The sequence below is a fragment of the Levilactobacillus enshiensis genome (assembly GCF_007115095.1).
Taxonomy (GTDB): domain Bacteria; phylum Bacillota; class Bacilli; order Lactobacillales; family Lactobacillaceae; genus Levilactobacillus; species Levilactobacillus enshiensis.
In genome coordinates this window covers 19,717-44,271 of the sequence record NZ_SULH01000009.1, presented here as the reverse complement: position 1 = coordinate 44,271, position 24,555 = coordinate 19,717, and the positions used below count along the sequence as shown (strand labels likewise).

The following is a 24,555-nucleotide window of genomic DNA, read 5'->3' as shown; positions in this document are numbered from 1 at the left end:
ACTTGTATACTGAAACGCGGTATCGACGCGTCTTGGTCGACAAATCGGATAGAAAACGGGTGAACTATATGGCTATTGAAGCTGCCATTTTAGAAGAAATTAAAAAGTATCAAACGATTATTATTCACCGTCACCAACGGCCTGACCCCGACTGTATCGGGGCTCAGTTAGCCTTACGGGACATTTTACAAGCTAGTTTTCCGGAGAAGAAGGTCTTAGCCGTCGGGAAGCATTACCCGGGGTTTGACTGGATGGGTCAAGCCGACCAAGACGTGGCGGATGAGGTTTATCACGGGGCGTTAGTGATCGTTGTGGACACGGCTAACCAACCACGGGTAGACGATGAACGGTGGTCCACGGGGGCCGCTGTCATTAAAATCGACCACCATCCGAATGATGATGCCTTTGGCGATATTCAGTGGGTCTTGGATCAAGCTTCCAGTACCTCTGAAATCATTTATGATTGGTTCGCCAAGAATGAGTCGGCATTGACGATGCCCGATGATGCGGCACGGTTACTTTACGCGGGGATCATCGGGGATACCGGGCGCTTTATGTACCCGGCCACTTCAGCGAACACTTTTGCTGTTGCCAGCAAGTTGTTGGGTTATGACTTCTCAATGACGGCCGTTAATCAGGCCGAGGACGAAATCTCACCAGCAATGGCGCGGTTGTCCGCTTACGTTTACCAGAACTTAGAAATTTTACCTAGTGGGGCGGCTTACTTAAAGCTGACCGATGAAATCGTGGAATCGTTCGGCCTCGCTGCCAGCGATTCGACCTCTGCCGTGGTGCCATTACCCGGTAAGATTACATCGGTCGTTGCTTGGGCCATTTTCGTTGAAGCTAAGGACAAGACGTTCCGCATCCGGTTGCGGTCCAAGGGTCCTTCCATCAATGAATTAGCTAAGAACCACGGTGGAGGCGGTCACGCACTCGCCAGTGGTGCCACTGCCCACGATCAGGCTGAAATTGATCAGGTTATCCACGAACTCGATGAAGTCGTGGCTAACGATAAAGGAGAAAATGAATGACCGCAGATTTTAAAGAGTTTAAGTTGCAGCCGTACTTAATGACGGCTCTGCACAAGATTGGGTTCACGACACCCACCAAGGTTCAAGAAAAATTGATTCCCGTAATTGCTGCGGGAAAGGATGTTGTTGGCCAATCCCAAACTGGGAGTGGGAAGACGCATACGTTCTTACTGCCCATTTTTAACCAGTTAACGTCAGAAAATCAGGTTCAGGCCGTTATCACGACGCCAAGCCGGGAGCTGGCCTACCAGATTCACACGGCTGCTGAACAATTGGCGGCTGAGTCACCCTTTGAGATTCGGATTGGGAACTACGTTGGGGGAACCGACAAGCAACGTCAGATCAACAAGTTACGGCATTTCCAACCACAATTGATCATTGGGACACCAGGACGGGTATTGGACTTGATTCAATCACAGGCGCTGGACGTGCATACGACCCGGCAGTTCGTGGTCGATGAAGCTGATATGACCCTGGATTTAGGATTTTTAGATCAAGTTGATAAAATTGCCGGTCGGATGCCCAAGGACCTTCAGATGATGGTCTTTTCTGCAACGATTCCGCAACGACTCGATCCGTTCTTGAGAAAGTACATGAACCATCCCGTTATCGAAGAAATCCCGTCCGCAACGATCATTTCGGACACCATTGATAACTGGTTGATCTCAACTAAAGGTCAAAACAAGAACCAGTTGATCTACCAATTAATCACGATGGGGGAACCCTACCTGGTTTTAATTTTTGCGAATACCAAGACACGAGTTGAACAGATTCACGATTTCCTGCAGGCACAAGGGATGAAGGTCGCCATGATCCATGGGGGCATCAAGCCACGTGAACGAAAGCGGGTCATGCGTGAAGTGAAGAATCTTCAGTATCAGTTTGTCGTGGCGACCGACTTAGCCGCACGGGGAATTGATATTGAAGGGGTCTCTCACGTCATTAACGATGATATCCCGGAAGACCTTGACTTCTTCGTCCATCGCGTTGGCCGAACGGGTCGTCAAGGGATGCACGGCACGGCTATCACCCTGTACTCACCGGGTGAAGAAGCCAAGATTGCTGAGATCGAAGCCATGGGGATCAAGTTCCAGCCTAAACGAATCAGTAACAATGAGATCGTCGATTCCTATGACCGGAACCGCCGGACGCAACGGCGAAAGAGTACCGAAAAGCTGGACCCAACATTGATTGGTTTCGTGATGAAAAAGAAGCGAAAGATCAAGCCGGGTTATAAGCACCAAATCAAGCAAGAAATTCACCGGAAAAAGGACCAAGAACGGCGAATTGCCCAACGTCAAGATGCACGTAATGAGCGGAAACGACGGAAGCGAGAGTCAGACCGTTACCAATAAACGGTCGAACTCATGAAAAGGGCGCCAGCCTGATTGACAAGCTGGCACCCGCCACCTATAATTTCAAGTGGACAATTAAATATGACTTCGAGGACATACCCTTGAATCGTGATTTTCAGAAACGTTTTGGTCGCTGTGAAAAACGAGTCAGGATTCAAGTGGTGCTCCCTCAGTTTCATCGCGACTCAGCGTTATGAGTTTAAGAGGTTAACGATTAAAACATCGTTGCAAGTAGAGTGGTACCGCGCTTCGGCGTCTCTGCAGGCAACGGTGTTTTTGACATTTTTTTGGAGGTTATTGAGAGATGAAAGAGCTAACAAGTAGTCAAATTCGTCAAATGTACCTCGACTTTTTTAAGTCGAAGGGCCACACCATCGAACCAAGTGCATCACTTGTTCCCAAGGATGATCCATCATTACTGTGGATCAACTCTGGAGTTGCAACGATGAAGAAGTACTTTTCTGGACAGGTTGTCCCAGAAAACCCACGGCTGACCAGTTCACAGAAGAGTATTCGGACTAACGATATTGAAAACGTTGGGAAGACCGCTCGGCACCACACGTTATTTGAAATGTTGGGGAACTTCTCCGTTGGGGACTACTTCAAGAAAGAAGCCATTACTTGGGCTTGGGAACTCCTGACGTCGCCAGATTGGTTTGGCTGGGACCCAGAGAAGCTGTACATGACGGTTTATCCCAAGGATACTGATGCCAAGGCTGACTGGGAAGCTGCCGGTGTTGCCCCAGATCACATCATCCCTGTTGAAGATAACTTCTGGGATATTGGTGAAGGTCCTTCGGGTCCTGACTCCGAAATCTTCTACGACCGTGGCGAAGCCTTCAATAACTTAGCTGATGATGATCCAGAAAATTACCCGGGTGGCGAAAATGAGCGTTACCTCGAAGTCTGGAATATCGTGTTCTCTCAATTCAACCATGAACCAGATGGCAGCTACAAGCCACTCCCACGGAAGAACATTGATACGGGGATGGGTCTCGAACGTGTCGTTTCTATTTTCCAAAACGCCCGGACCAACTTTGAAACCGACCTGTTTATGCCAATCATTGAAAAAACGGCGGAGTTGAGCGATGGCAAGACTTATGGTGCCAACAAGGAAGATGACGTGTCCTTTAAGGTGATTGCTGACCATGCGCGGGCGATTACGTTTGCTATTGGTGATAGTGCCTTACCTAGCAATGAAGGTCGCGGGTACGTTATTCGTCGCCTGATTCGGCGGGCCATTGTGAATGGTCAAAAGCTCGGCATCAAGGGGGCCTTCTTGGACCAATTGGTACCAGTTGTTGGTCAAATCATGCAATCTTACTATCCAGATGTCTTGAAGCAAGCCGATTACATTGCCAAGGTCGTTCGTTCTGAAGAAGATCGTTTTGGCGAAACGTTAGACGGTGGGTTAACGTTACTAAACAGTTTGATTGCCGACCTGAAGCAACAAGGTGGCACCCAAATTGCCGGGGCTGATGCCTTCAAGCTATACGATACGTATGGGTTCCCGGTTGAATTGACCGAGGAATATGCCGATGACGAAGGCATTACGGTCGACGTTGATGGCTTCAAGGCCGAAATGCAAAAGCAAAAGGACCGTGCACGTAACGCCCGGGGCAAACAAACGGCGATGGGCTTACAACACGATCTCTTGATCAACGTCAAGACGCCAAGCAAGTACGTGGGTTATACGCAATTGGCAACGACCAGTAAGTTGACGGAACTCGTCGTGGATGACCAGTTGGCCGATGAAGCCACGACCGGGACCGTTGAAGCGATGTTTGACACCACACCATTTTATGCCGAAATGGGGGGCCAAGTTGCCGATAAAGGGGACATCCTGGATGAAGCGGGTCACGTGGTTGCCCACGTTGCCGACGTACAACACGCCCCTAACGGTCAAAATCTGCATACCTTAACGGTGGTCGCACCACTGAAGAAGGGTGCCACTTATCAATTAAAGGTTGACACGGTCTTCCACAGCAAGGTCGAAAAGAACCATACAGCGACCCATTTATTGGACAAAGCGTTACGCGACGTCTTTGGCGAACACACACAGCAAGCTGGGTCATTGGTTGAAGGCGACTATCTACGGTTTGACTTTACGCACTTTGGTCAGGTCGATCCCGCTGATTTAGCAAAAGCCGAAGCCATCGTTAACGAGAAGATCTTTGCAGAGCTTCCCGTAACGACGGTTGAAACCGACATTGAATCCGCTAAGAAGATGGGGGCTATTGCCTTATTCAGTGAAAAGTACGGTAAGCTGGTCCGAGTGGTGAGTGCTGGCGACTTTGTTACTGAATTCTGTGGTGGGAACCACGTGAAGAACACCAATGAGATCGGTCTCTTCAAGATTACCTCTGAATCTGGTGTGGGTGCTGGTGTTCGGCGGATCGAAGCCGTAACCTCAGGTGCTGCCTATCGTTACCTGCACGACCATGATGACATTTTGCATGCCGTAGCGGCCGATTTAAAGGTCACTCAGGTCAGTGAAGTGGAATCCAAGGTATCTGCCTTGCAAGCACAAGTGAAGAGCTTAGAACAAAAGCAAGCGACCTTAGAAGGCAAGCTGGCTAGTCAAGAGGCTAGTGCTGTCTTTGACAATGTCACTGAAGCTGGCAACTACAAGTTGATCAGTGGAACCGTGCAAGTTTCCAAGATGGACCAATTGCGGGCCTTGGCTGACACCTGGCGTGAACAAGCGCTGTCTGACGTGCTGGTCTTGGGTGCCGAAGTAAACGGCAAGGCGAACCTGATTGTTGCCGTTAGTGCTGACAAGCAAAAGCAAGTCAAAGCGGGCGACCTGATCAAAGCCATTTCACCTAAGATCAATGGTGGTGGCGGTGGTCGGCCAAATCTGGCCCAAGCCGGTGGGAAGAACCCAGCAGGCTTACCCGATGCCATGACGGCGGCGGTTGACTGGTTGAAAGAACAAGACTAATTCTGACGCTGTAGACGGCTGGTTGTTATAGAATCAGAGACTATCACGATTGGAATTAGTGTCAAAACAGAATGCAAATAGGCGTTGTGACTGGACTGGTGGTAAGATAATCAGCAAGTCATAGCGCCTATTTAGTTGCCGTGACTGCTGCTTAGGGCTTAGACTTGAATTGGTAAACAGGCCGACTACTTTTAGTCGAAAGCCTCCCGGCGAGGTAGTCGCAGTATTACGAATAGATTACATTGGGAGTCGCCCGTTGTAGTTTATCCGTCAATCGAGTAAAATTGAGGCTAAGTGAGGAAGTGCGGGGGTGTTTTATAGTGAGTTCATTAGACAAAACGATGTATTTTGACTTTGGGGCTAACCAACCAAAGGATGTTCACGATACACTGGTAACGGTTTATCAAGCACTAGAGGAAAAGGGTTATAACCCAATTAATCAGATTGTCGGGTACCTACTATCGGGCGATCCTGCGTATATTCCACGTATCAATGATGCGCGGAACTTAATTCGCAAGCATGAGCGTGATGAGATCATCGAAGAACTGGTTCGGGTTTACTTGAACCAGAATGGGCCGGTGAAACCGTCATGAAGTTAATGGGGTTAGATGTAGGATCCCGGACTGTCGGGATCGCAATTAGTGATGCTCTGGGCTGGACGGCTCAGGGAATTGAAATTATTCCAATCAACGAAGAGGAAAAGATCTTTGGGTTGGACCGCGTAGCTGAGCTCGTCGAGGAGCATGACGTGCAGGGCTTTGTCGTGGGGCTACCGAAGAACATGAACAATTCGTTGGGGCCCCGGGCGGCAGCATCGCAGCATTATGGCGAGATGTTGACCGACCAATTTGACCTGCCCGTCGACTTTGAAGACGAGCGGTTGACAACCGTTGAAGCGGAGCGTATGTTAGTGGAACAAGCTGATACGTCACGCCGTAAGCGGAAAAAAGTGATTGATAAATTAGCAGCCGGGTTAATCCTGCAGAACTATTTAGATCGGCACGGAAAATTGACCCGAGAAAAGTGAGGTTTCCCATGAACGAAGACCAAGAACAAATCACATTAGTTGATGAAAATGGTAACGAAGAGTTATACGATGTCCTGTTTACTTTTGAATCTGACGATTTTGGTAAGTCATACATTTTGATTTACCCTTCAGGTAAGAGCGACGATGAAGAAGTTGACATCCAAGCGTACGCTTTACCAGCTGACGATGATCCAGCAAACCCTTCTGGCGGCGACCTGCAATTGATCGAGTCCGACGAAGAATGGGATATGGTTGAATCTGTACTGAACACCTTCTTGGCAGACGGTACGATTGATCCTAATGCCGGTAAGCAAGGCTAGTCATTGCGCAAAGGGCCTGGGACGGACGTCTCGGGTCTTTTTTGTTATGATCAATTGCCTGTGGGATGGGACGCCAAACGTGTCTTAGCGACCGAATTAATGGTAAAATAAGACGTTATGCTAAACAGGAGGAATTTAAAATGACTGAAGATACACACCGCTTTAAGGCCGTGATTGCGGGGAAATCCTATACGATCGTGGGTCAGGCAACGGATGAGCACATGCGGGCGGTAACCGACGTCTTAAATGAACAATTGACGCAGCTCAAGCAACTGGCACCTAACATGAGTAAGGAAGACGCGGCCATTTTGATGGCATTTAATGCGATTTCTGATCAATTGAAATTAGCGGCAGCCAGCGATCAGTCGGCAACGACCGATGATGCCAAGACTGTCGAAACAAAAACGGAGGACTAATTTGCTGTTAAGTCTGATTATCTTAGCGATTCTGATTTTTGGCTTTCGCCGGGGTTATCGGCGGGGGTTAGTTTTACAAATTTTGACCACGATTGGCTACTTGATCGTGTGGATTGCCGCTCGCTTTGGTGCGAAGCCACTGGCCGCAGGTATTGGTCAGTTTGTCGGTAACCTGTCACTGGACAATTCGGTGAGTGCCGTGGCTGCTAGTCAAAGTAGTAGTTTCTTTTTGAACGGGTTGGCGTTCTCCGCAATTCTGACAGTCGGGTATTTTATCGTCCACCGAGTGGCTTACGGGTTGAACAAAGTCACATGGCTACCCGTGATTCACCAGGTCAATTCACTAGCGGGTGGTCTGATCAATTTGGTCATTCGCTACGTGGTCATTTTTTTGACCTTAAACTTATTAATATTAGTACCCATTTCGGGATTTCAGAGTAGTTACCAGTCTTCATCAGTGGCACAGTGGATCGTTAAACAGACGCCGGTGCTATCTAAGCGGGTGTTCAACTGGTGGCTAACTGAGCAGAAACAAAAGACAACTGCAACCGGTTCGGGAGAGAGAGGCGTCCTATGAATCAAAAAACGTTAAAGATTATGGAATATGAGCGGATCAAACAGGCCATCCGGGCTTATTTGGTCTCCGCTGCGGGACAACACGAATTAAACGCGCTATCCCCAACGACAAATGCGAAAAAATTACAGATTTGGTTAGATGAAACTCGCGATGGGGCGGATATTTACCGGCTGGAAAACGGAATTCCGTTGCCTAAACTAGATGACATTCGGCCGCATTTACACCGGCTCGCAATGGAAGCCGTCCTAAACGGGGTGGAATTGGCACAGATCAGCCGGGTACTGTGGACGACTGGGTCGGTCGTGAAGTTTTTCCGTGATTTGGCCGACAAAGAGGTCACTTTACGTCGCTTAGATCGCGTGGTGAAAGAGTTGGTCACGTTGCCTGACGTGACGCGGCGCTTGCGAACGTCATTAGAAGGCGACGGTCACATTACTGATGAGGCGTCCCCAGCCCTCAAGCAGATTCGCCAGCACATTGCCCAAACAGAAGCGGCTATTCGGAGTACGATGGACCAGTATACGCGGGGCAAGGATGCCAAGTATCTGAGTGAAACCATTGTGACGATTCGTGACGACCGATACGTGATTCCCGTTCGGGCAGAATACAAGCAGCGATTCGGTGGTATCGTCCATGACCAAAGTGCTAGTGGTCAGACACTGTTCATCGAGCCCCAAGCGGTGGTGGGCTTGAACAACCGGTTACGGCAAAACCAGATTGACGAGCGCCATGAAGAACAACGGATTCTAGCCGAGTTGACGGCGTTGCTGGAACCTTATCAAGACGAAATTCTGCGGAATGCCGAGTTATTGGGCCACTTTGACTTCATCAATGCTAAGGCCAAATATGCGCATCACTTGAAGGCCACAGAACCAAAGTTGTCTTTAGACAATCAAGTTAGTCTCCGCCAAGCACGCCACCCACTGATCGACCAGAAGAAGGTCGTTGCTAACGACATCACGATTGGTAAGGACTATAAGGCCATTATCGTGACTGGGCCGAACACCGGTGGGAAGACGATTACGCTGAAGACATTGGCGTTGGTTCAATTGATGGGCCAATCTGGTCTATTTATTCCGGCTAATGAAAATAGTGTGATTGGGGTCTTCGATGATATCTTTGCGGATATCGGGGATGAACAGTCCATCGAACAGAGTTTGAGTACGTTCTCGGGTCACATGGAAAACATCGTGGCGATTCTTAAACAAGCCGATGAAAAAAGTTTGATCGTGGTCGATGAATTAGGTGCGGGGACCGATCCGCAAGAAGGGGCCGCACTGGCCATTGCCATTTTGGATGAGATCGGAACGCTGGGCAGTTACGTCATGGCTTCGACCCACTATCCAGAACTGAAGGCTTATGGGTACAACCGCCCAGATACGATCAATGCCAGCATGGAATTTAACGGTGAAACGCTACAGCCAACGTATCACTTACTGATTGGGATTCCCGGTCGTAGTAATGCGCTAGACATCGCTGCCCGTTTAGGCATGCCGAGTCAAGTGGTTGCTGCCGCCCGTGGGTTGACCGATCAGGATAGTCAAGACTTGAATGCCATGATTTCTGACTTGACCGAACAGAAACGGCGGGTCGATGCTGATGCGGAGAGTCTCCACACACAGTTGGCCGAAGCAGACGAATTACACGCCGAGTTGCAGAAGCAATTTGACGGTTACCAACATCAGAAGGATCAGTTGATGCTGGATGCTAAACGGGACGCTAACCGGTTGGTTGATGAGTCCCGCAAGCGAGCTAACCAGATTATTTCCGATTTGCGTAAGAAACAGTTAGCGGCTGGTCAAAGTGTTGTTAAGGAAGACGAATTAATTGCTGCTCAGGGAGCTTTGAATGCGTTGCAACAGGACACCAAGCTCAAAAAGAACCGGGTTCTGCGGCGCGAAAAGGCTAAACTAGACTTTCACAAGGGCGACAGCGTCTTAGTGAAATCGTACGGCCAAATTGGGGTTTTGATGGAACAACTCGATGACAATCATTGGGAAGTTCAACTGGGAATCTTGAAGATGAAGATTGCCAATGCCGATTTGGAAAAGGCAAAAGATCCTGCTAAATCCAAGAAACAGCCTAAGGCCAGCATCAAACGGACGGGGTCTAACGGCATGTCACCGACACTGGATCTCCGGGGTCACCGCTACGAAGAGGCGATGGCTGAGGTGGACCGTTACATTGATAGCGCGTTGTTAGCGGGCTATCCTTCCGTCACGATCATTCATGGCAAGGGGACCGGTGCGTTGCGTAAAGGGGTTACGGAATACTTGCAAAGTAACAGTCGGATCAAGAGCTTCGGGTTCTCACCTGCCAACGCGGGTGGCGACGGCTCAACGGTGGTCCGGTTCAAGTAGCGATGGGCAAGGTGATTCGAGCCCGACGCTAGCCAGAATTTCTGGTGCTCGCCGGACGAAATTTAGCCCACTAGCGCGACCATCAGCGCAATCAATGGCATAACACTAATAAATTGTAAGCAACTTAGTTGGTGATTGGGACAGATTCTGGTAGACTAGGACTATCAATGAGAATCTAGGAGGTAATTAGGAATGGCAGTAGTAGCAGAAACAACGGATAAGACCTTCGAACAGGACACGGCTAAGGGCGTAACGCTGACCGACTTTTGGGCAACTTGGTGTGGTCCATGTCGGATGCAATCACCAGTCGTTGAACAATTAGCGGGTGAGATGGACAACGTGACCTTTAACAAGATGGACGTTGATGCCAATCCGAACACACCACAATCATTTGGAATCATGAGTATTCCCACACTACTCGTGAAAAAGGATGGTCAAGTCGTTGACTCAATCGTGGGTTACCACTCTAAAGACCAACTGAAGAAAATTTTAGATCAGTACGTTGAAGCGTAGGTTTTTGACGTTATTAAAAGCGACTACCAAATTTTGGCAGTCGCTTTTTTAGGCTAAACTTAAAGGCTAGTCTTGTGCTGAATCATTCGGGTACACGAGTTTTAAAGGCGCTGGCGCATCATAGTCTGGAATAATATCACTGGGATCCGTGTAGACGTTGAAGATCACAGCTTCATCGCGTAACTTGCGGGGGGCGTCGGTCAACTCGGATTCCGTGGCGACACCAAGCTGTTGAGCCATCATTTCTGCTAAAAAGCCAGCTTCAAGGGTGAACCCTTCCTCAGCGTTTAGGCGTTTGCGAAGCTTAACGGGTTCACCACTTAACTGCCATTCGGAGACGCGATCATCTTGTTTGAGTAGTGTTAGGGTACCAAAGCCGGCTTGTTCGAAGAAGACACTAGCGTCCTTGGGATTCCCCAGTGGAAAACGACGGGCAAGTGATTTTCCAGCCCAATAGTTAATTGCCCCGCGATCGTCACCCAGTAATTCTGGTAACAAAGCATCGCGAAGAATTAATTGTGGGAGGTAGGCGGCACCTTCAGCATCGCCCATGACAGTTTGGTATAAGTTTTTCACAATGGTTGGCTCCTTCATCCGTATATATTCTAATTTTATTATACCTTAATTTTTCTATGAGGTTGCCTTCACGCTAAATTTAAGCATTTTTTTAGGTGGATTGGACGTTTTGCTTACCACGAAACTTGAAACCGGTTCATAAAAAGGCGATAATATAGTTTCAAGTAATTGAGAGGAGGCGTTGATTCATGCCTAGTGATCCAATTGGACTAATGGACTCAGGAGTCGGCGGCTTAACGGTATTAAAAGAAGTACAACGGTTATTACCAACCGAGAATACGGTATTCTTAGGGGACCAAGCGCGGCTCCCTTATGGACCACGGTCAGTGGCAGAGGTCACGACCTTTACGCGGCAGATTGCGGCGTACTTAAGACAACAGGCAAACATTAAGATGCTGGTGATTGCTTGTAACACAGCTACAGCAGCAGCTTTGACAACGATGCAAGCGGAGTTACCCATTCCAGTCGTTGGTGTGATTACGCCGGGTGCCCAGGCGGCAGTTAAAGTGACCAAGAATCATCGGATTGGAGTTATCGCCACGGCGGGAACGGTCAAGAGCGACCAGTATCGGCAAAAAATTTTGGCGGCTGATTCAGAAAATACGGTCATCAGTGTGGCTTGTCCAGACTTAGTCACGTTAGCCGAGGCCAATGATTTAACATCAAGTCATGCCCAAAAAGTGGTTGATGACAGTTTGGCACCATTCAAGGGGCAAAACATCGATACCCTCATTTTGGGGTGTACCCACTTTCCACTGTTGAAAGCAGCCATTCAAACAGCCATTGGGCCAGATGTTCTGCTAGTTGACCCGGGGGCAGCGACCGCTGAAGTTGCTCGTCAGCTGTTGGTGCAGGATCAATTACTGAATTCTACGGTGACAGCAGGAACGGCTGACTATTTCACTACAGGGGATGTTTCAAAGTTTAATGAATTAGCCAGTCAATGGCTGGATGTTGCACCAGTTAAGGTGGCTCATCTACCGGTTAAAACGCTGGAGTTGACCGCAACGGAGGTTTAGTGATGACCAATACAATTGTAATTGCAACGAAGAATCCCGGTAAGGCCCGCGAGTTTCGCGCTATTTTTGAACCCAAGGGTCTGACCGTGAAGACGTTGGCTGATTTTCCCGAGTTAAAACAGGTTCAAGAAACGGGTAAGACGTTCACGGAGAATGCCAAATTAAAAGCAACTGCCGTGGCCCAGCAGACCCAGCTTCCCGTCTTAGCCGATGACTCTGGACTGATGGTCGATGCGTTGAATGGTGAACCAGGTATCTATTCGGCCCGTTACGCAGGGGACCATGATGATGCGAAAAACAATGAGAAATTGTTGGCTAATTTGGCAGGCGTTCCGCAGGAGAAGCGGACGGCGGCATTTCATACGTCGTTGGTCTTAGTTAAGCCAAATGGTAAGGAACTGGTGACGACGGGGGAAGTTCGTGGTGAAATTTTAACAGCCCCGCGGGGCCACGATGGCTTTGGCTATGATCCGTTATTTTACGTGCCAGCGGAGCGCCAAACCTTTGCTGAGATGGGCTTGGCCCAGAAGAACCAGCACAGTCACCGGGCTAAGGCGACGGCGGCCATGTTACCGCAGTTCGATCAATGGTGGGAGGAATAAACCATGAAACGTTGGTTAGTCGTGAGTGATAATCATGGTGACCGGGATATCCTGGTCACGTTGAAGCAGGCGTTGCAACCAGACACGATTTTTCACTGTGGCGATTCGGAAATGGATGCCACAGACCCTTGGTTCAAGGGCGTTTACGTTGTTCAGGGCAATATGGATTATGACAGTCAGCTGCCGTTGGTGGAAACGCCGACCGTGGATGGTTGTAAAGTGCTATTGACGCATGGTCACTATGACGCCGTTCACTGGGATCTGACCAAGTTGAAGCTCCACGCCGACCAAGAACAAGCAGACCTGGTATTCTTTGGTCACACCCATGAATTGGCGACCGAACAGGTTGGCGGCCATGTTTTCGTCAATCCGGGTAGCATCAGTCAACCTAGAGGCGAGTTTCGTCAATTGGGAGGAACTTGCGCGGTCATTACGGTGACACCGGAACAGTGGGTGGTTCAGTATTACACCAGAGACGCCCAACCAGTGGCCGATTTAAAGTTCACTTTTGACCGTTAGTTTCAGAAAGGATGAGTTGACGTATGATTGACGCAGCCGTCGAGCAACTGTTGCGCAAGGAAAAGAAAAGCTATGTGATTCCCGCAGATGTCGTCGCCAATGTCACAGCGACCAACACTTTAGAGCATGCCATCATGGTTTTATCCAAGGTGGGTTACAGTCGGATTCCCGTCTTAGACGCAGATGATCACTTACAGGGGATGATTTCCCTGGCAGCGATTACCAACCAACTCTTGCAGGTTCCCGGCGCCGCGGTGGATCAGCTCAGCAACTACACGGTCGCCGACGCTATGCTGCCGGTCGATCATTGGGTAGATGATCCCACTAAATTAGAAACGATTTTAAACTACCTGATTGATGAACCTTTTATTCCGCTAGTCGATGCGGATAACGTCTTTCAGGGGATTATTACGCGCCGTGAGATTTTAAAACGGATTAATTACTTAGCGCATAATTTGAATAACTATTATGAGGTGACGCCACTGACCGATAAGGCAGGGCAAGCTGATAAATAAGGGGTCTTGAACCAAGAAACTGTATTTCGTGAGGGAGGGACCGCCGTGAAAATCGGATTAGGTATTTTAATTGCTATTCTGTGGCTGTTCACGATTGGCTTAGCCATCATGGCTGCGACAGGCACTGGTAGTTACTCGTCATTTGTCATTCTGTTCGTACTGGCAATTTTCAGTACGATCGACTGGTGGCGACTGTAATTGGATATTGTTTTTGTGAGAGAGTGGACCATCAGGCGATTAGTTTGCGAGCATTAACGTGAGAACAGGGGTTATGCCTAGTCTTGGCATAATTCTGTTCTCGGGTTAAGTGCAACAAACTGCCTTGTGGCGCACGTTTCAACACGATAATGGCCAAAAATAAAATCAGTTTTTTCAGAAAAAGACTTTCTGAAAAAGCTGATTTTTGAGTTATGCCCCAGAGAATTTACTTTTTGACTAACGGTATTGCGCGAATAAATTAGGCTAAAATGGGCGTACTCCGGCTGCTAGGAATTCAGTTCATAGCTGCTGGGGTCCCACCACCAGGCTGCCTAATCTTAGGATCAATGTTGCTGCTGGGATAGGTATGACTGGCATTTTGGAAGTCTCAATCTTTAGCCCTATAAACTTGGAGAGGACAAAGGGAGGAATTTTGTTCGAGATTCGAAAAAAGAGCCATGACCGGAGTCACAGCTCGAGAGTAACTTGTTTATTTGGCGGGTACCGTCGCGTGAGTCGGCAACGGAATATTGGCTTCCCGAATGGCTTTGAGGTAGGCTGTCAGGAACGTAGCTTGTAGCTGGAACTGACTGCCACTCTTAGCAACGATGATGATTTGATAGACTAATTCACCGGTGGGGAGGGTCACGACCCCCATGACGGTGGGCGTACCGATGATGCTGGGGTGTTCTGGAATCAAGCGGTCATTTGTCGCTTGAATGATTGCAGGAAATTTCTCAACCGGCGTGGTCGATGCAATCGGAATGTTAACCGTCGCGTGCATATCATTACGTGACCGATTGGAAACGATGGTAATATTGCGATTGGGAATGAAGTTGACGGTCCCATCGGCACTGGTGACTTGCGTGGTTCGCAGTCCGATGGCGGACACGGTCCCTTCGATCAACCCAATTTTAACGGTGTCGCCGACGTCGAATTGTTGTTCAAACAGAATCGAGATTCCAGTGACCAAGTCGCTGACGAACCCCTGAGCACCGAGGCCTAAAGCTAAACTGAAAATTCCGGCACCAGCAACTAGTGTGCCGACGGGGACGCCTAATGTGGAAAGAATGGCGTAGATCCAGAAGAACATAATCGTATAGTGGAAAATGTTCATCGTCAGCATGCTAATGGTTTGGAGTCGGTTGCTCCCCTCGGTGCTGGGTTTCAGATAACGTTTGAAACTCCGGCGTAAGATGGCCTTACCAATCCAGTTGATCACCAGAAAGAGCAGGGTCAAGAAGAGGAGTGTGACGAAGCGACTGGTGATGAGATGCATGAAATTATCCCAGTCAAAGGATTTAAAATAATTTTGAAGCCACTTGGAAGAGGTGGCGGTCGTGGTAACTAGGGCCATCAAGGCGATGGGCCTCCTTTACAATCTAAGTTTATTCTCTAGTGTAGCAGATTTTAATCTGATTCGGGGTTTTAATTGCGTGTAAGCGCTGAGAATGCTATTCTATTGGTAAGTAACGAGTACAAGGAGGGGTTGTCATGACCGGTGGACAAGTAGCGGGCCTGATCGCAGCGATTGCGTTTTTAATCTTGGTCCTCTTCATTGGCATGTTCTTAGTAAAAATGAACAAGACATTGGGTGAACTCAATCATTCAATGAAAACGATGACTTCGGACGTTGACGTAATCAGTCACCAGGCCGAAAACATCATGGCAAATGCTAACGAGTTGTTAGAGGATGTCAACAAGAAGGTGGCGACCATCGATCCCGTCTTCCAAGCTGCCGCTGATTTGGGCGAAAGTGTTTCTGACCTAAACACGGCGACCCGCAATCTTACCGAACGCGTGGGGGATACGGCTAAACAAACGGCTAAGGCGTCGTTAGCGACCCGTGTCGGCAAGACCGCGTTTGATTTATACCGGAATCATAAAAACAAAGATTAATCACGGAAAGGGAGTCACGAGTATGGCAAAACACAAGTTATTAGCAGGATTGTTATTGGGTGGCGCTGCTTATGCAGCTTATCACGCACTTGACTTGGAACAACGTGAAGCCTTAAAGGGTGCTGCACGCGACCGTTACAATGCATTCAAGGACCGCGCTGTGGATTATGCCTTTTACGCCGCAGATGCTGCGGATGACTTCAAGGAAGCCTTGGATGACCGTTTAGCCGGTAAGACTGATGCACCAGCCTGGAAAGACGGCGAGGACACGGTTGATGATGAAGATGATGACATTGTTTTAAGTAGCGATGAAGTCAACGATTTACCAAATGAAGAGGCCAAGGATGCAGCTGTAGAACCAACCACGGCTACGCCAGCAGAGGATGCTTCCGATAAGGCGGACGACAAGCCCGCTGAAGACTAAGTTAGACTTAAAGGGAAAGCCGTGGCTAATGACCGCGGCTTTTTAATTTGGTAGGTGCTAGCAGGTGTGACTAAGCGTCGCATAATTGGTGGTAGAAAAATAGCCCTCGTCAAGTTGACAAGGACTATCGAAACAAACTCTAATTAACCAATAAAAGGTTGAAAGTTCAAAGTACGGTGCATACCTGTTCTACCAACAACGGTGGTCCTAAAAGTAGGCAACATAGCGGTTGAGTCGCCTTACCGGCCGGCAGATATGGGCTGGATCGGTGCGAACACAACTTGAAGCCTCGAAAGACCGAGTCTACATCTACTAAGCCGGCAAGAAAATTCACTTACTGACTAAGTAGAACGACGCGCCTGAGCCCATAGCTGCCGACCTCTCGGCTTACATTGTGTTTTCAGACGACACTGGGACTAACTATAATTGTCGTGATCAAGTGGACCGAAAAACGTTAAGTAATCGTTCCTTACAGCCGTTGTCGTGATAACACACAGTCAGCGCCGGAGAAGGCCGGCTCCATCCCTGGCAACCGGAGTGCGCACAATTTAGTCTAATTTAACGGTGCGACGGCTTACCCATACTGAGATGAGGCCTGAATTTTATCTTTCAACCGCTAATTAACCAACGTAAGTGAGTTCCTTAGATGTGTGCGTGAATGGTAAACTCCCATCGGCCGTGACGTGAACACAGTCTTCGATCCGCACGCCAGCAACTCCTGGAATGTAGATCCCTGGTTCAATGGAGAAGCACATGCCAGGTTCAAGAACCAGGTCGTTGCCTGCCATGATGGATGGGAATTCGTGGTCACTCATGCCCATTCCATGGCCGAGACGGTGAATGAAGTATTCGCCGTAGCCAGCCTTGGTGATGATGTCCCGGGCAATCTTGTCCAGCTCGGCGGCGGTCATCCCAGGCTTAACAGCGGCTTGAGCAGTCAGCTGCGCTTCCAAACAAACATCGTAGATTTCTTTTTCCTTGGCCGTTGGAGTCCCTAAGGCCACCGTCCGAGAGGCGTCAGAAATGTACCCATCATAGACGGTTCCGAGGTCAAATAAGACCAATTCATTGTTTTCAAATTTAGTATCGTTCGTGGCACCATGTGGCTCAGCGGCGTGGGCGCCAGCTTGAACCAGACTGCCGAAGGACATTTCCATAATACCTTCCTTCATCAAGGCGTACTGTAATTCGGCCACGGCAGATTGTTCTGTCTTGCCCGCCTTGACGGCTGCGAAGCCATGTTCAAAGGCGAAATCGTCCCATTTACCAGCGATTTCTAACTTCTTGATTTCTTCGGCGGACTTGATCAAACGCATCCGTTCAATGAAGCTAGTGATATCTAAGTCGAAGTGGGGGTTGCTAAATTGCGCAGCCAAAGCTTCCATCCGTGCAACCTGGAGTTGTCCCTTTTCCAGTGCAATGTGGTCGGGATTGACATGGCGTTGCTTTACTTGGTCGGCAATCATAGCCCATGGATTTTCGTGGTCCAAGTAGCCGATAACTGGGAACTTCCAGCCGGTCGCTTTAATCACTTCAACCTCTAGGGCTGGTGCGAAGATAAATGGATCTTGGTCTGGAAAAATAACCAGGGCAAGGACCCGTTCGATGGGGTCACTCCCAAAACCAGTGAGATACTGGATAGTTTTTGGATTGCTCAGGTACGTCATACTAGCGTGTTGTTCTGCTGTCCATTGCTGGATTTGTTCGAGTTTAGTCATTCAATCACCCCTTCAAAAGATGTGTTTATTATAGCATAAGTTCCCGGCCTATTTAGTTGGCAGATGATTTAGTTCGGGGATATGAAATTGATTGTAGAAAACATGGCCAATTGGTCGTAAATGATGTGGCACACCGGCAAAAAAATTAAATAAGTCCGGATAAAATTTTTTATCGCTTGCTAAGTGGAAAATGTTTCTGTAAATAGCTTAACAACGCAGTTAACGAGACCTATAGTAAATCATATTAGCCTCGAAAATTCCCCACTATAGAGAGATGTGCCTTGAAAATTAAATGAAATTACGGTATTCTTTGACTTGAAAGCGTTTTCAATGTTGCGTGAATGATTGACTTTCTGTATACTGGTCAAGTTGCTTGAAAACGAATGAAAACAAACCAAAACAAGGAAGAAAGGGCTATCGCTATGGAAAAACAAACAGTAACGATTTATGATGTGGCGCGTGAGGCGGCGGTCTCGATGGCCACCGTTTCTCGGGTGGTTAACGGGAATCCGAACGTAAAACCAGCGACACGTAAGAAAGTTTTAGAGGTCATTGATCGATTAGATTACCGACCAAACGCCGTTGCACGGGGCTTGGCAAGTAAGAAGACCACGACGGTTGGGGTAATCATTCCCGACGTCACGAACGCTTACTTCTCCTCATTAGCACGAGGAATCGATGATATCGCCATGATGTACAAGTACAATATTATCTTGACCAACTCCGATGAAAACGGGGGCAAGGAAGTTCAAGTCTTAAACACCTTGATGGCCAAGCAAGTTGACGGTATCATTTTCATGGGAAACCAAGTCACTGATGAGTTACGTGAGGAATTCAAACGTTCCAAGGCGCCAGTTGTCTTAGCAGGTTCTGTTGATGCTGAAAAGGCACAACCGAGCGTCAACATCGATTACGTTGCTGCCGTTGCTGAAGCCGTGAAGAATTTGATTGATCACGGCAACCAGAAGATCGCCTTTGTTTCCGGCCCAATGGACCAAGCTATCAACCATGATTACCGGTTGAAGGGGTACAAGAAGGCGTTGAAGGACGCTGGTATCAGCTACGATGATAAGTTGGTCTTTGAAACGGATTACACTTACAAGGCTGGTCAATCACTCGAACCAGCCTTGACTGCTGCGGGTGCCACGGCTGCCTTTGTTGGTGACGACGAATTGGCTGCTGGGGTCATGAACGGGTTGACCGATGCTGGCGTTGACGTTCCTGGTGAATTTGAAGTCATTACCAGTAACGACACGAAACTGACTGAATTGGTCCGGCCCAAGATGAGTTCAATCACGCAACCTCTGTACGATATTGGTGCCGTAGCTATGCGGCTACTTACTAAGCTGATGAATAATGAAACCGTTGATGAAAACACCGTGATTTTACCTTATGGGTTAATGAAGCGGAGTTCGACGAAGTAGGGTTGCTTAAACGAGAAGGTTCACGAGGTCAGTTAGGATTTCGGAGCCTTCTTTTCGTTTACAGCGATTTGGGTCGTTGCTGGTCTGAAAATCGATTAGAGAAGGTTTCAATTGGGTAAAATTGGAAGCAGCGTCCTCCAAAATTTGAGTGAGACCATTAACTTAAGCTAGGTTTAACCCTTCTGAATTTTAGATGTGCTAGAATAAAAAACAATAACGGACACCTGATGCGACGAACGGTCGGTAACGGTCGTGTTGTCGTGGATGGCGGGTAACGGAGGTAGTTTTGTGAGTACGACTAGTCGAATGGAACGCTACCACTCAGCAGAACCTAAAGAACCACAGCAGCCTAGGCCAACTAATTACCAGCGACGGCCAGCTTTAGGCCGGTGGGCCGCTTTTTTGGTGCTACTGCTGACGGTCGCAGTGGGATTACGACTGACCCTATTTAACGCTAATTATGTTGCCGGTGTCGCTTCCCGGTCCACAACGGGGGAGAAGGTCATGGCCAACGTGAACAGTGATCTGAACAATCTAGGCGTGTCTGGGGACCCAGTCACGGCAGCGGTCATTCAGCCTTACTTGGAACAGGGAATCGCGCAGTTGTACGGTCAAAGTACAACAACGCCAGACAGTTCGGCACTGTCAACTGCAATTACGACCCAAGCCCAGACGCTGGGAATCACGGCCAGTGCAACCCTCATCAATAAGGTTGCCAATCAGGCCGAAAAAAGGGCAGTAGCGGCTTTTCAGACGCCAGCCATGCAGACAGTCGGTTGGAAGATTCAACGGGCTCAGCGGCTTGATTTTTGGCTGTTGGTGGCGACACTTCTCTTGCTGGTGGTCACCATTATTTATGCCTTTGGCGTACACCACTTTTTTGGTAGCTTAGGCCCCGGTTTGACATTAGGCGGAATGCTGGCAGCAATTGTCGGTATCGTTGGTTTTCTAGTGGCCCCAGCGGTGGTGACAGCGACAACTACGACGCTCACGAGTCTCGTGACTTCAGTGATTCGCAGTGGCTTAAGTGTTGTCATCTTCGCGGGTGCTGCAGAGGTTGTTATCGGTCTCGTCGTCTTACTGGGTCACCGAACATTTCGAAAAAGCTAAATCGTCAGTATGATTGTGGGCATTAAAGGTTGAAAACTAGCAAGCAACTGGTATAGATATGAAGTGTTTAATATTGGTTTGACTGTTCGCCAAATTTGGATTGGAATGCGGCGGGGAGAATGGTCAACGTTTGAAGGGTCTGGGACAACAAAGTCTCAGGCCCTTTTTGGTAGCTTCTTTTTTGCATCGTTCAAGGGGGTTCATGACGTCCAACTGAGAATGATGGCCCGGTTTCAAGGTTAATTCCCGATGGTAATGTTAAGGGCCTAACCCCCGATCCCCAGTTAGGAATTCGTGGTGTTGGGTGACTTCGGGACTAAAATACGTGCGAAGTGAATGTTCTAAGGTTGAATTTTTTTCATGATTAAAACAGTGGGTTGTCTAAAATAGGATCTGCGATTTGCATGCGGCAATCACAGGTCTTGCGTCATTATTTGGGGGGAATCAGAAATCATGCGAGAAAAAAAGACATCCAGTGTGCTCCGAAATGAGCGACAATGGGCGGCATTAGCACTGGCCACAGCTGCGATTGGACTGGGGACGTTGGCAACCGGGCCGACGGAGGGGGCACAAGCGGCGACAGTTTCATCAGCGAGTACGATAGGTTCAGCTAACAGTGCGGCAACAACATCGTCAACAGCCAATAGAATAGTAGTGGCCAGTACTGCCTCGGCAGCTTCGGTTCAAGCAAGTCAGGCCGTTGCAGCAACGGCTGTGGCCCGGACGGCTAGTCAAACGATGCCAGCCAGTTCTGTAGTTGCCGCGACTAGTAGTGCGGCCAGTTCAATCGCCAACGCGACGTTTACGGCAACCTCAGCGAGCAGTCAGACTGCTGTAGCTGCAAAGACAGCAGTCACCACTGATGGTCAACCGCCAGTTGCTAGCTCTGCGGCGGCAAATATCGGGCAACCGGCGTCGACGTCTCTGGCAACGACGAATACGATATTTAACTGGCAAACAAACGAGACGGCTGACACGGCGACTATTACGGGGGTTAATCAGGCTGTCAGTGGAACACTGCGCCTGCCATCAACGTATGTGGCGAATGGTAAAACCTATCAAGTCACAAGTATTGGCGCCGGTGCCTTCGCCTCACAGACGGGGCTCACGGCGGGGATGACCGGTGTGGTCTTTGGCAACAACTTGCAGACGATTGGAGACTCGGCCTTTGCCTATCTAAACGGGTTGAAGACGGCTGATTTTTCCGCCGATCAAGCCTTAAAGACGATTGGAAGTCAGGCCTTCGTTGGCACGGGGGTGACACAGGTGCAATTGCCTAACAGTGTCACGACGATTGGGGACGAAGCCTTTAAGTATGTTGGTGGCCTCACGACTATCCAATTACCGACAGATCTTGTAAATTTGGGCGAAGGGGCCTTTTCAGAAAATCCTAATCTTACCACGGTTGATTTCACACCAGCAACAGCGTTGACGACGATTGGCGACGATGCTTTTGCTGCGGACGGGCTCACAACACTGACGCTTCCAGCGACCGTTCAAGTGATTGGCAGCGGTGCCTTCATGAGTAATCAGCAGTTGACCAATGTGAACTTTTTGCCAACTAGTCGGTTAACGACAATTAAGGATTCCGCATTTATGTATGATACTGGCCTTCAGACGTTAACCTTGCCAGATAGCGTACAAACGATTGCGACGCAGGCTTTTTTGGCCGATCAAAATCTGCAATCCGTTACCCTGGGGAGTGGTGTGACCAGTATTGGAAATAAGGCTTTCACTTACGATGGCCGACTGACCACACTGGATTTAACGCACGCAACCAACCTGATTGGCATCGGGGATGGCGCATTTGAGTACGCCGGCATCCACGGGACTTTGACGTTACCGCAAAAGGTTCAAGAGTTGGGCGATTTGGCATTTGCTGGGAATCCGGTGACGACATTGAACCTGGACAATAACTTACAGACTCTGGGCAATGATGTCTTTGGTAGCGACCAGTTGGTTCAGATTACCGGACCGGCGCTACCTGGGTTAGCCCAGAATCAATTTGTGACGATCTTTGCTGATCCACATGATTTAATGTTGAACGATCTCTTGGCAATGAAATTAGGACAATTGACACCGGCTGATATGACAATTTCGGGCGTCACCAATGCCACCTATCAAAATGGTCAGTTTACAGTGACCCCCGGCCAGTCGAATTTCACATTCAACTGGTCGTTGGCAAATGCTGATGGGGCAACGGTCTATGCCGGACAGGCAACGGTGAATTTAAGTGACCCGGCAATCAGAGCCATCAATTCGACCTTGTTGGTAGGAAGTACCTGGCAACCCGCCGACAACTTTGTGAGTGCGACTGCGCTCGACCAGTCGTCGGTACCGCTGAGTGCCATCACGGTTAAGGGAACCGTAAATCCGGCCGTGGCAGGAACATATCCGATTACTTACAGTTATCAAGATACCAGTAGCACAGTCACAGTCACGGTGGTGAAGCGACTGGGAACGTACCAGTTGGTAGGCACATCACAGGTGACGTACACTGGGCAACAACCGACACTAGCCACGGAGGATTATCAGGTTGATTTGCCTGATGGACAGACTTATCTACCACAACCCGGTGATTTAACCACGACGGCAGCAACTATGGTGGGGGATTATCCAGTAACCTTGACTGCGGCTGGTATTGCTCATTTGCAAGCCTTACCCGAATCTAGTCGTTATGCGTGGACGTTAGGCGGTCAAGGGAGCTTACAGGTGGTTCCAGCGGCGGTCACGATTACGGTTGGCGACGAGACAAAAGTGGCCGGGGCTACGGAACCATTGCCAAATGTCAGTGTCAGTGGTCTGTCGGCTACGGGAGTGCCATTAAACTACACGGTTCAACGGGTAGCTGGAGAAACAGCGGGAACGTATCCGATTACAGTAACTTTAGGCGCTAATCCCGACTATAACGTGACCGTGATCAATGGTGCGTTAACGATTACGGCAGTCCCGGTCACCCCAGCCAAGCCAACGACCACGACCCAAGTATCGTCAATGGCAAGTAGCGCCGTGGACTCAAGTTCGGCTGCGGTTGCTGATTCGAGTGCAGCAGTAAGCACAGCAACACCAGCGTCTAGTGCATCGGCATCGAGTTCAGTGGCAAACGCCAAGCCGAGCTCATCAGCAAGTAATGCAACCAGCGCCGCAACACCAGTGTCTAGTGCGGCCGTGGTCTCAAGTTCTGTGGCAAACGCCAAGCCGAGCTCATCAGCAAGTAATGCAACCAGCGCCGCAACACCAGTGTCTAGTGCGGCCGTAGTCTCAAGTTCAGCGGCAAACGCCAAGCCGATCTCATCAGCAAGTAATGCAACCAGCGCCGCAACACCAGCGTCAAGTGTAGCCGTGGTTTCAAGTTCAGCGGCAAATGCAACCCCAAGTTCGTCGGCAAGCATGGCATCATCTACGTCAAATATTTCAGCTCCGGACAGTGATACTGCCTCGACAACGCCTAATTCAGCCACTACGAATGATTCAGTAGCAACGACTCAGTCTCCGACAGTGGCGCAGGCGCAGGCAGGTCATGCAGCGGATAGTGCGGCATCGTCAGGCACGACCAGCACGCCTGATCGTACCGGTGAGACCCACACGGTCACGGGAGATGTTGCCGTGCCTGCGACTGCCCCCAAGTCTGGACAACAGGGAACCCTGCACGTAGCGGTAGATCGGGTCATTGGTAAGCAACCGACAACTAAAGGCCAGCCAGCGACTCAGTCCAGTGCTACGGATTTGGTAGTGAGCGCTCCCCAGCCAGATAAGGAAAATGTTCCGTTACGAAAGACGGCCGTGCAAACGGTAAATCGACGACAATCAGTTCAGTCTCTGAAACAGGCAACACTGCCACAGACGGGAGAAAGTACCACGGTTAACTGGTCACTAGGGGGGATTTTATTGGGGATGTTGAGCGTGCTAGGGTTTCGGCGGCGCCATGACTAGGATGAAATCGATGATTTGAGATAGTGTCATTGAACGCCAGCCTCAGCCGTGGAAGTCTACAGTATTGAAGAG

Annotated in this window: 23 protein-coding genes; 20 read left to right on the top strand and 3 right to left on the bottom strand. The window is 49.2% G+C overall.

All coding sequences use genetic code 11. The features are described from left to right. The first annotated feature begins 68 nt into the window (after positions 1 to 68). From FAY32_RS09960 to trxA, 10 genes are all read left to right on the top strand, one after another. Positions 69 to 1,034, top strand: a complete 966-nt coding sequence (locus tag FAY32_RS09960; RefSeq protein ID WP_143463290.1) for a DHH family phosphoesterase — start codon at positions 69 to 71, stop codon at positions 1,032 to 1,034. Further along, entirely contained in the window at positions 1,031 to 2,389 is a 1,359-nt protein-coding gene (locus tag FAY32_RS09955) for a DEAD/DEAH box helicase (RefSeq protein WP_143463289.1), read from the top strand. The genes FAY32_RS09960 and FAY32_RS09955 overlap by 4 nt, the downstream gene beginning before the upstream one ends. A 304-nt stretch (positions 2,390 to 2,693) precedes the next feature. Further along, the gene (alaS, locus tag FAY32_RS09950; RefSeq protein ID WP_143463288.1) at positions 2,694 to 5,333 is read left to right on the top strand and encodes an alanine--tRNA ligase; all 2,640 of its coding nucleotides are present in this window, start codon (positions 2,694 to 2,696) and stop codon (positions 5,331 to 5,333) included. A 320-nt stretch (positions 5,334 to 5,653) separates the two neighbouring features. Next, positions 5,654 to 5,926 (top strand): IreB family regulatory phosphoprotein, encoded by a 273-nt coding sequence (locus tag FAY32_RS09945; RefSeq protein ID WP_020088343.1) that lies wholly within the window; start codon positions 5,654 to 5,656, stop codon positions 5,924 to 5,926. Continuing rightward, on the top strand, positions 5,923 to 6,360 hold the full coding sequence (gene ruvX, locus FAY32_RS09940) for a Holliday junction resolvase RuvX (protein ID WP_143463287.1): 438 nt from the start codon (positions 5,923 to 5,925) through the stop codon (positions 6,358 to 6,360). The genes FAY32_RS09945 and ruvX overlap by 4 nt, the downstream gene beginning before the upstream one ends. Before the next feature lie 8 nt (positions 6,361 to 6,368). Beyond that, the gene (locus FAY32_RS09935) at positions 6,369 to 6,680 is read left to right on the top strand and encodes a DUF1292 domain-containing protein (RefSeq protein WP_048732080.1); all 312 of its coding nucleotides are present in this window, start codon (positions 6,369 to 6,371) and stop codon (positions 6,678 to 6,680) included. Positions 6,681 to 6,820: 140 nt separating this feature from the next. Beyond that, the gene (locus FAY32_RS09930; protein ID WP_143463286.1) at positions 6,821 to 7,096 is read left to right on the top strand and encodes a cell division protein ZapA; all 276 of its coding nucleotides are present in this window, start codon (positions 6,821 to 6,823) and stop codon (positions 7,094 to 7,096) included. A gap of 1 nt (position 7,097) precedes the next feature. After that, complete coding sequence (locus tag FAY32_RS09925; protein ID WP_143463285.1) at positions 7,098 to 7,673, top strand: CvpA family protein; 576 nt, start codon at positions 7,098 to 7,100, stop codon at positions 7,671 to 7,673. Then, entirely contained in the window at positions 7,670 to 10,033 is a 2,364-nt protein-coding gene (locus FAY32_RS09920) for an endonuclease MutS2 (RefSeq protein ID WP_143463284.1), read from the top strand. Before FAY32_RS09925 ends, FAY32_RS09920 begins: the two co-directional genes overlap by 4 nt. A 192-nt stretch (positions 10,034 to 10,225) precedes the next feature. Then, positions 10,226 to 10,546, top strand: a complete 321-nt coding sequence (trxA, locus tag FAY32_RS09915) for a thioredoxin (protein WP_143463283.1) — start codon at positions 10,226 to 10,228, stop codon at positions 10,544 to 10,546. A 66-nt stretch (positions 10,547 to 10,612) separates the two neighbouring features. Here trxA and FAY32_RS09910 read toward each other — a convergent pair whose 3' ends face one another. Further along, a complete protein-coding gene (locus FAY32_RS09910) occupies positions 10,613 to 11,122 on the bottom strand; it encodes a YslB family protein (RefSeq protein ID WP_143463282.1) in 510 nt (169 codons plus the stop codon). Positions 11,123 to 11,310: 188 nt separating this feature from the next. Between FAY32_RS09910 and murI the strand changes: the two genes are divergently transcribed. Genes murI through FAY32_RS14650 form a run of 5 tightly spaced genes read left to right on the top strand, consistent with a single transcriptional unit; the run spans position 11,311 to position 13,975 of the window. After that, complete coding sequence (gene murI, locus FAY32_RS09905; protein ID WP_143463281.1) at positions 11,311 to 12,141, top strand: glutamate racemase; 831 nt, start codon at positions 11,311 to 11,313, stop codon at positions 12,139 to 12,141. A 2-nt stretch (positions 12,142 to 12,143) separates the two neighbouring features. Then, a complete protein-coding gene (locus FAY32_RS09900; RefSeq protein WP_143463280.1) occupies positions 12,144 to 12,743 on the top strand; it encodes an XTP/dITP diphosphatase in 600 nt (199 codons plus the stop codon). A 3-nt stretch (positions 12,744 to 12,746) separates the two neighbouring features. Further along, entirely contained in the window at positions 12,747 to 13,262 is a 516-nt protein-coding gene (locus FAY32_RS09895) for a YfcE family phosphodiesterase (protein WP_143463279.1), read from the top strand. A 23-nt stretch (positions 13,263 to 13,285) separates the two neighbouring features. Beyond that, positions 13,286 to 13,777: a cyclic-di-AMP-binding protein CbpB gene (cbpB, locus tag FAY32_RS09890; protein WP_143463278.1), complete on the top strand. Its 492-nt coding sequence runs from the start codon at positions 13,286 to 13,288 to the stop codon at positions 13,775 to 13,777. 45 nt (positions 13,778 to 13,822) lie between these two features. Continuing rightward, positions 13,823 to 13,975, top strand: a complete 153-nt coding sequence (locus FAY32_RS14650; protein ID WP_158727579.1) for a hypothetical protein — start codon at positions 13,823 to 13,825, stop codon at positions 13,973 to 13,975. Positions 13,976 to 14,465: 490 nt separating this feature from the next. Here FAY32_RS14650 and FAY32_RS09885 read toward each other — a convergent pair whose 3' ends face one another. Next, complete coding sequence (locus FAY32_RS09885) at positions 14,466 to 15,335, bottom strand: mechanosensitive ion channel family protein (protein ID WP_143463277.1); 870 nt, start codon at positions 15,333 to 15,335, stop codon at positions 14,466 to 14,468. 134 nt (positions 15,336 to 15,469) lie between these two features. Between FAY32_RS09885 and FAY32_RS09880 the strand changes: the two genes are divergently transcribed. Beyond that, complete coding sequence (locus FAY32_RS09880) at positions 15,470 to 15,874, top strand: DUF948 domain-containing protein (RefSeq protein WP_048732058.1); 405 nt, start codon at positions 15,470 to 15,472, stop codon at positions 15,872 to 15,874. 22 nt (positions 15,875 to 15,896) lie between these two features. After that, on the top strand, positions 15,897 to 16,298 hold the full coding sequence (locus tag FAY32_RS09875; RefSeq protein ID WP_225428334.1) for a hypothetical protein: 402 nt from the start codon (positions 15,897 to 15,899) through the stop codon (positions 16,296 to 16,298). A gap of 620 nt (positions 16,299 to 16,918) precedes the next feature. On the opposite strand, the gene FAY32_RS09870 is transcribed toward FAY32_RS09875, so the two are convergent. Next, positions 16,919 to 18,016, bottom strand: coding sequence for an aminopeptidase P family protein (locus FAY32_RS09870; protein ID WP_143463276.1), 1,098 nt, complete (start codon positions 18,014 to 18,016; stop codon positions 16,919 to 16,921). A gap of 422 nt (positions 18,017 to 18,438) precedes the next feature. Between FAY32_RS09870 and ccpA the strand changes: the two genes are divergently transcribed. The 3 genes from ccpA to FAY32_RS09855 all read left to right on the top strand — a co-directional run bounded on the left by ccpA (position 18,439) and on the right by FAY32_RS09855 (position 24,483). After that, complete coding sequence (gene ccpA, locus FAY32_RS09865) at positions 18,439 to 19,440, top strand: catabolite control protein A (RefSeq protein WP_143463275.1); 1,002 nt, start codon at positions 18,439 to 18,441, stop codon at positions 19,438 to 19,440. A 288-nt stretch (positions 19,441 to 19,728) separates the two neighbouring features. Further along, the gene (locus FAY32_RS09860; protein WP_143463274.1) at positions 19,729 to 20,550 is read left to right on the top strand and encodes a hypothetical protein; all 822 of its coding nucleotides are present in this window, start codon (positions 19,729 to 19,731) and stop codon (positions 20,548 to 20,550) included. A 453-nt stretch (positions 20,551 to 21,003) separates the two neighbouring features. Then, entirely contained in the window at positions 21,004 to 24,483 is a 3,480-nt protein-coding gene (locus FAY32_RS09855) for a leucine-rich repeat protein (RefSeq protein ID WP_143463273.1), read from the top strand. The last annotated feature ends 72 nt before the right edge of the window (positions 24,484 to 24,555 follow it).

Excerpts from the sequence above, each read along its gene's own strand:
- FAY32_RS09960 (WP_143463290.1), top strand. The coding sequence starts at position 69 with ATGGCTATTGAAGCTGCCATTTTAGAAGAAATTAAAAAGTATCAAACG.
- FAY32_RS09955 (WP_143463289.1), top strand. The coding sequence starts at position 1,031 with ATGACCGCAGATTTTAAAGAGTTTAAGTTGCAGCCGTACTTAATGACG.
- alaS (WP_143463288.1), top strand. The coding sequence starts at position 2,694 with ATGAAAGAGCTAACAAGTAGTCAAATTCGTCAAATGTACCTCGACTTT.
- ruvX (WP_143463287.1), top strand. The coding sequence starts at position 5,923 with ATGAAGTTAATGGGGTTAGATGTAGGATCCCGGACTGTCGGGATCGCA.
- FAY32_RS09935 (WP_048732080.1), top strand. The coding sequence starts at position 6,369 with ATGAACGAAGACCAAGAACAAATCACATTAGTTGATGAAAATGGTAAC.
- FAY32_RS09930 (WP_143463286.1), top strand. The coding sequence starts at position 6,821 with ATGACTGAAGATACACACCGCTTTAAGGCCGTGATTGCGGGGAAATCC.
- FAY32_RS09920 (WP_143463284.1), top strand. The coding sequence starts at position 7,670 with ATGAATCAAAAAACGTTAAAGATTATGGAATATGAGCGGATCAAACAG.
- trxA (WP_143463283.1), top strand. The coding sequence starts at position 10,226 with ATGGCAGTAGTAGCAGAAACAACGGATAAGACCTTCGAACAGGACACG.
- murI (WP_143463281.1), top strand. The coding sequence starts at position 11,311 with ATGCCTAGTGATCCAATTGGACTAATGGACTCAGGAGTCGGCGGCTTA.
- FAY32_RS09900 (WP_143463280.1), top strand. The coding sequence starts at position 12,144 with ATGACCAATACAATTGTAATTGCAACGAAGAATCCCGGTAAGGCCCGC.
- FAY32_RS09895 (WP_143463279.1), top strand. The coding sequence starts at position 12,747 with ATGAAACGTTGGTTAGTCGTGAGTGATAATCATGGTGACCGGGATATC.
- cbpB (WP_143463278.1), top strand. The coding sequence starts at position 13,286 with ATGATTGACGCAGCCGTCGAGCAACTGTTGCGCAAGGAAAAGAAAAGC.
- FAY32_RS09880 (WP_048732058.1), top strand. The coding sequence starts at position 15,470 with ATGACCGGTGGACAAGTAGCGGGCCTGATCGCAGCGATTGCGTTTTTA.
- FAY32_RS09875 (WP_225428334.1), top strand. The coding sequence starts at position 15,897 with ATGGCAAAACACAAGTTATTAGCAGGATTGTTATTGGGTGGCGCTGCT.
- FAY32_RS09870 (WP_143463276.1), bottom strand. The coding sequence starts at position 18,016 with ATGACTAAACTCGAACAAATCCAGCAATGGACAGCAGAACAACACGCT.
- ccpA (WP_143463275.1), top strand. The coding sequence starts at position 18,439 with ATGGAAAAACAAACAGTAACGATTTATGATGTGGCGCGTGAGGCGGCG.
- FAY32_RS09855 (WP_143463273.1), top strand. The coding sequence starts at position 21,004 with ATGCGAGAAAAAAAGACATCCAGTGTGCTCCGAAATGAGCGACAATGG.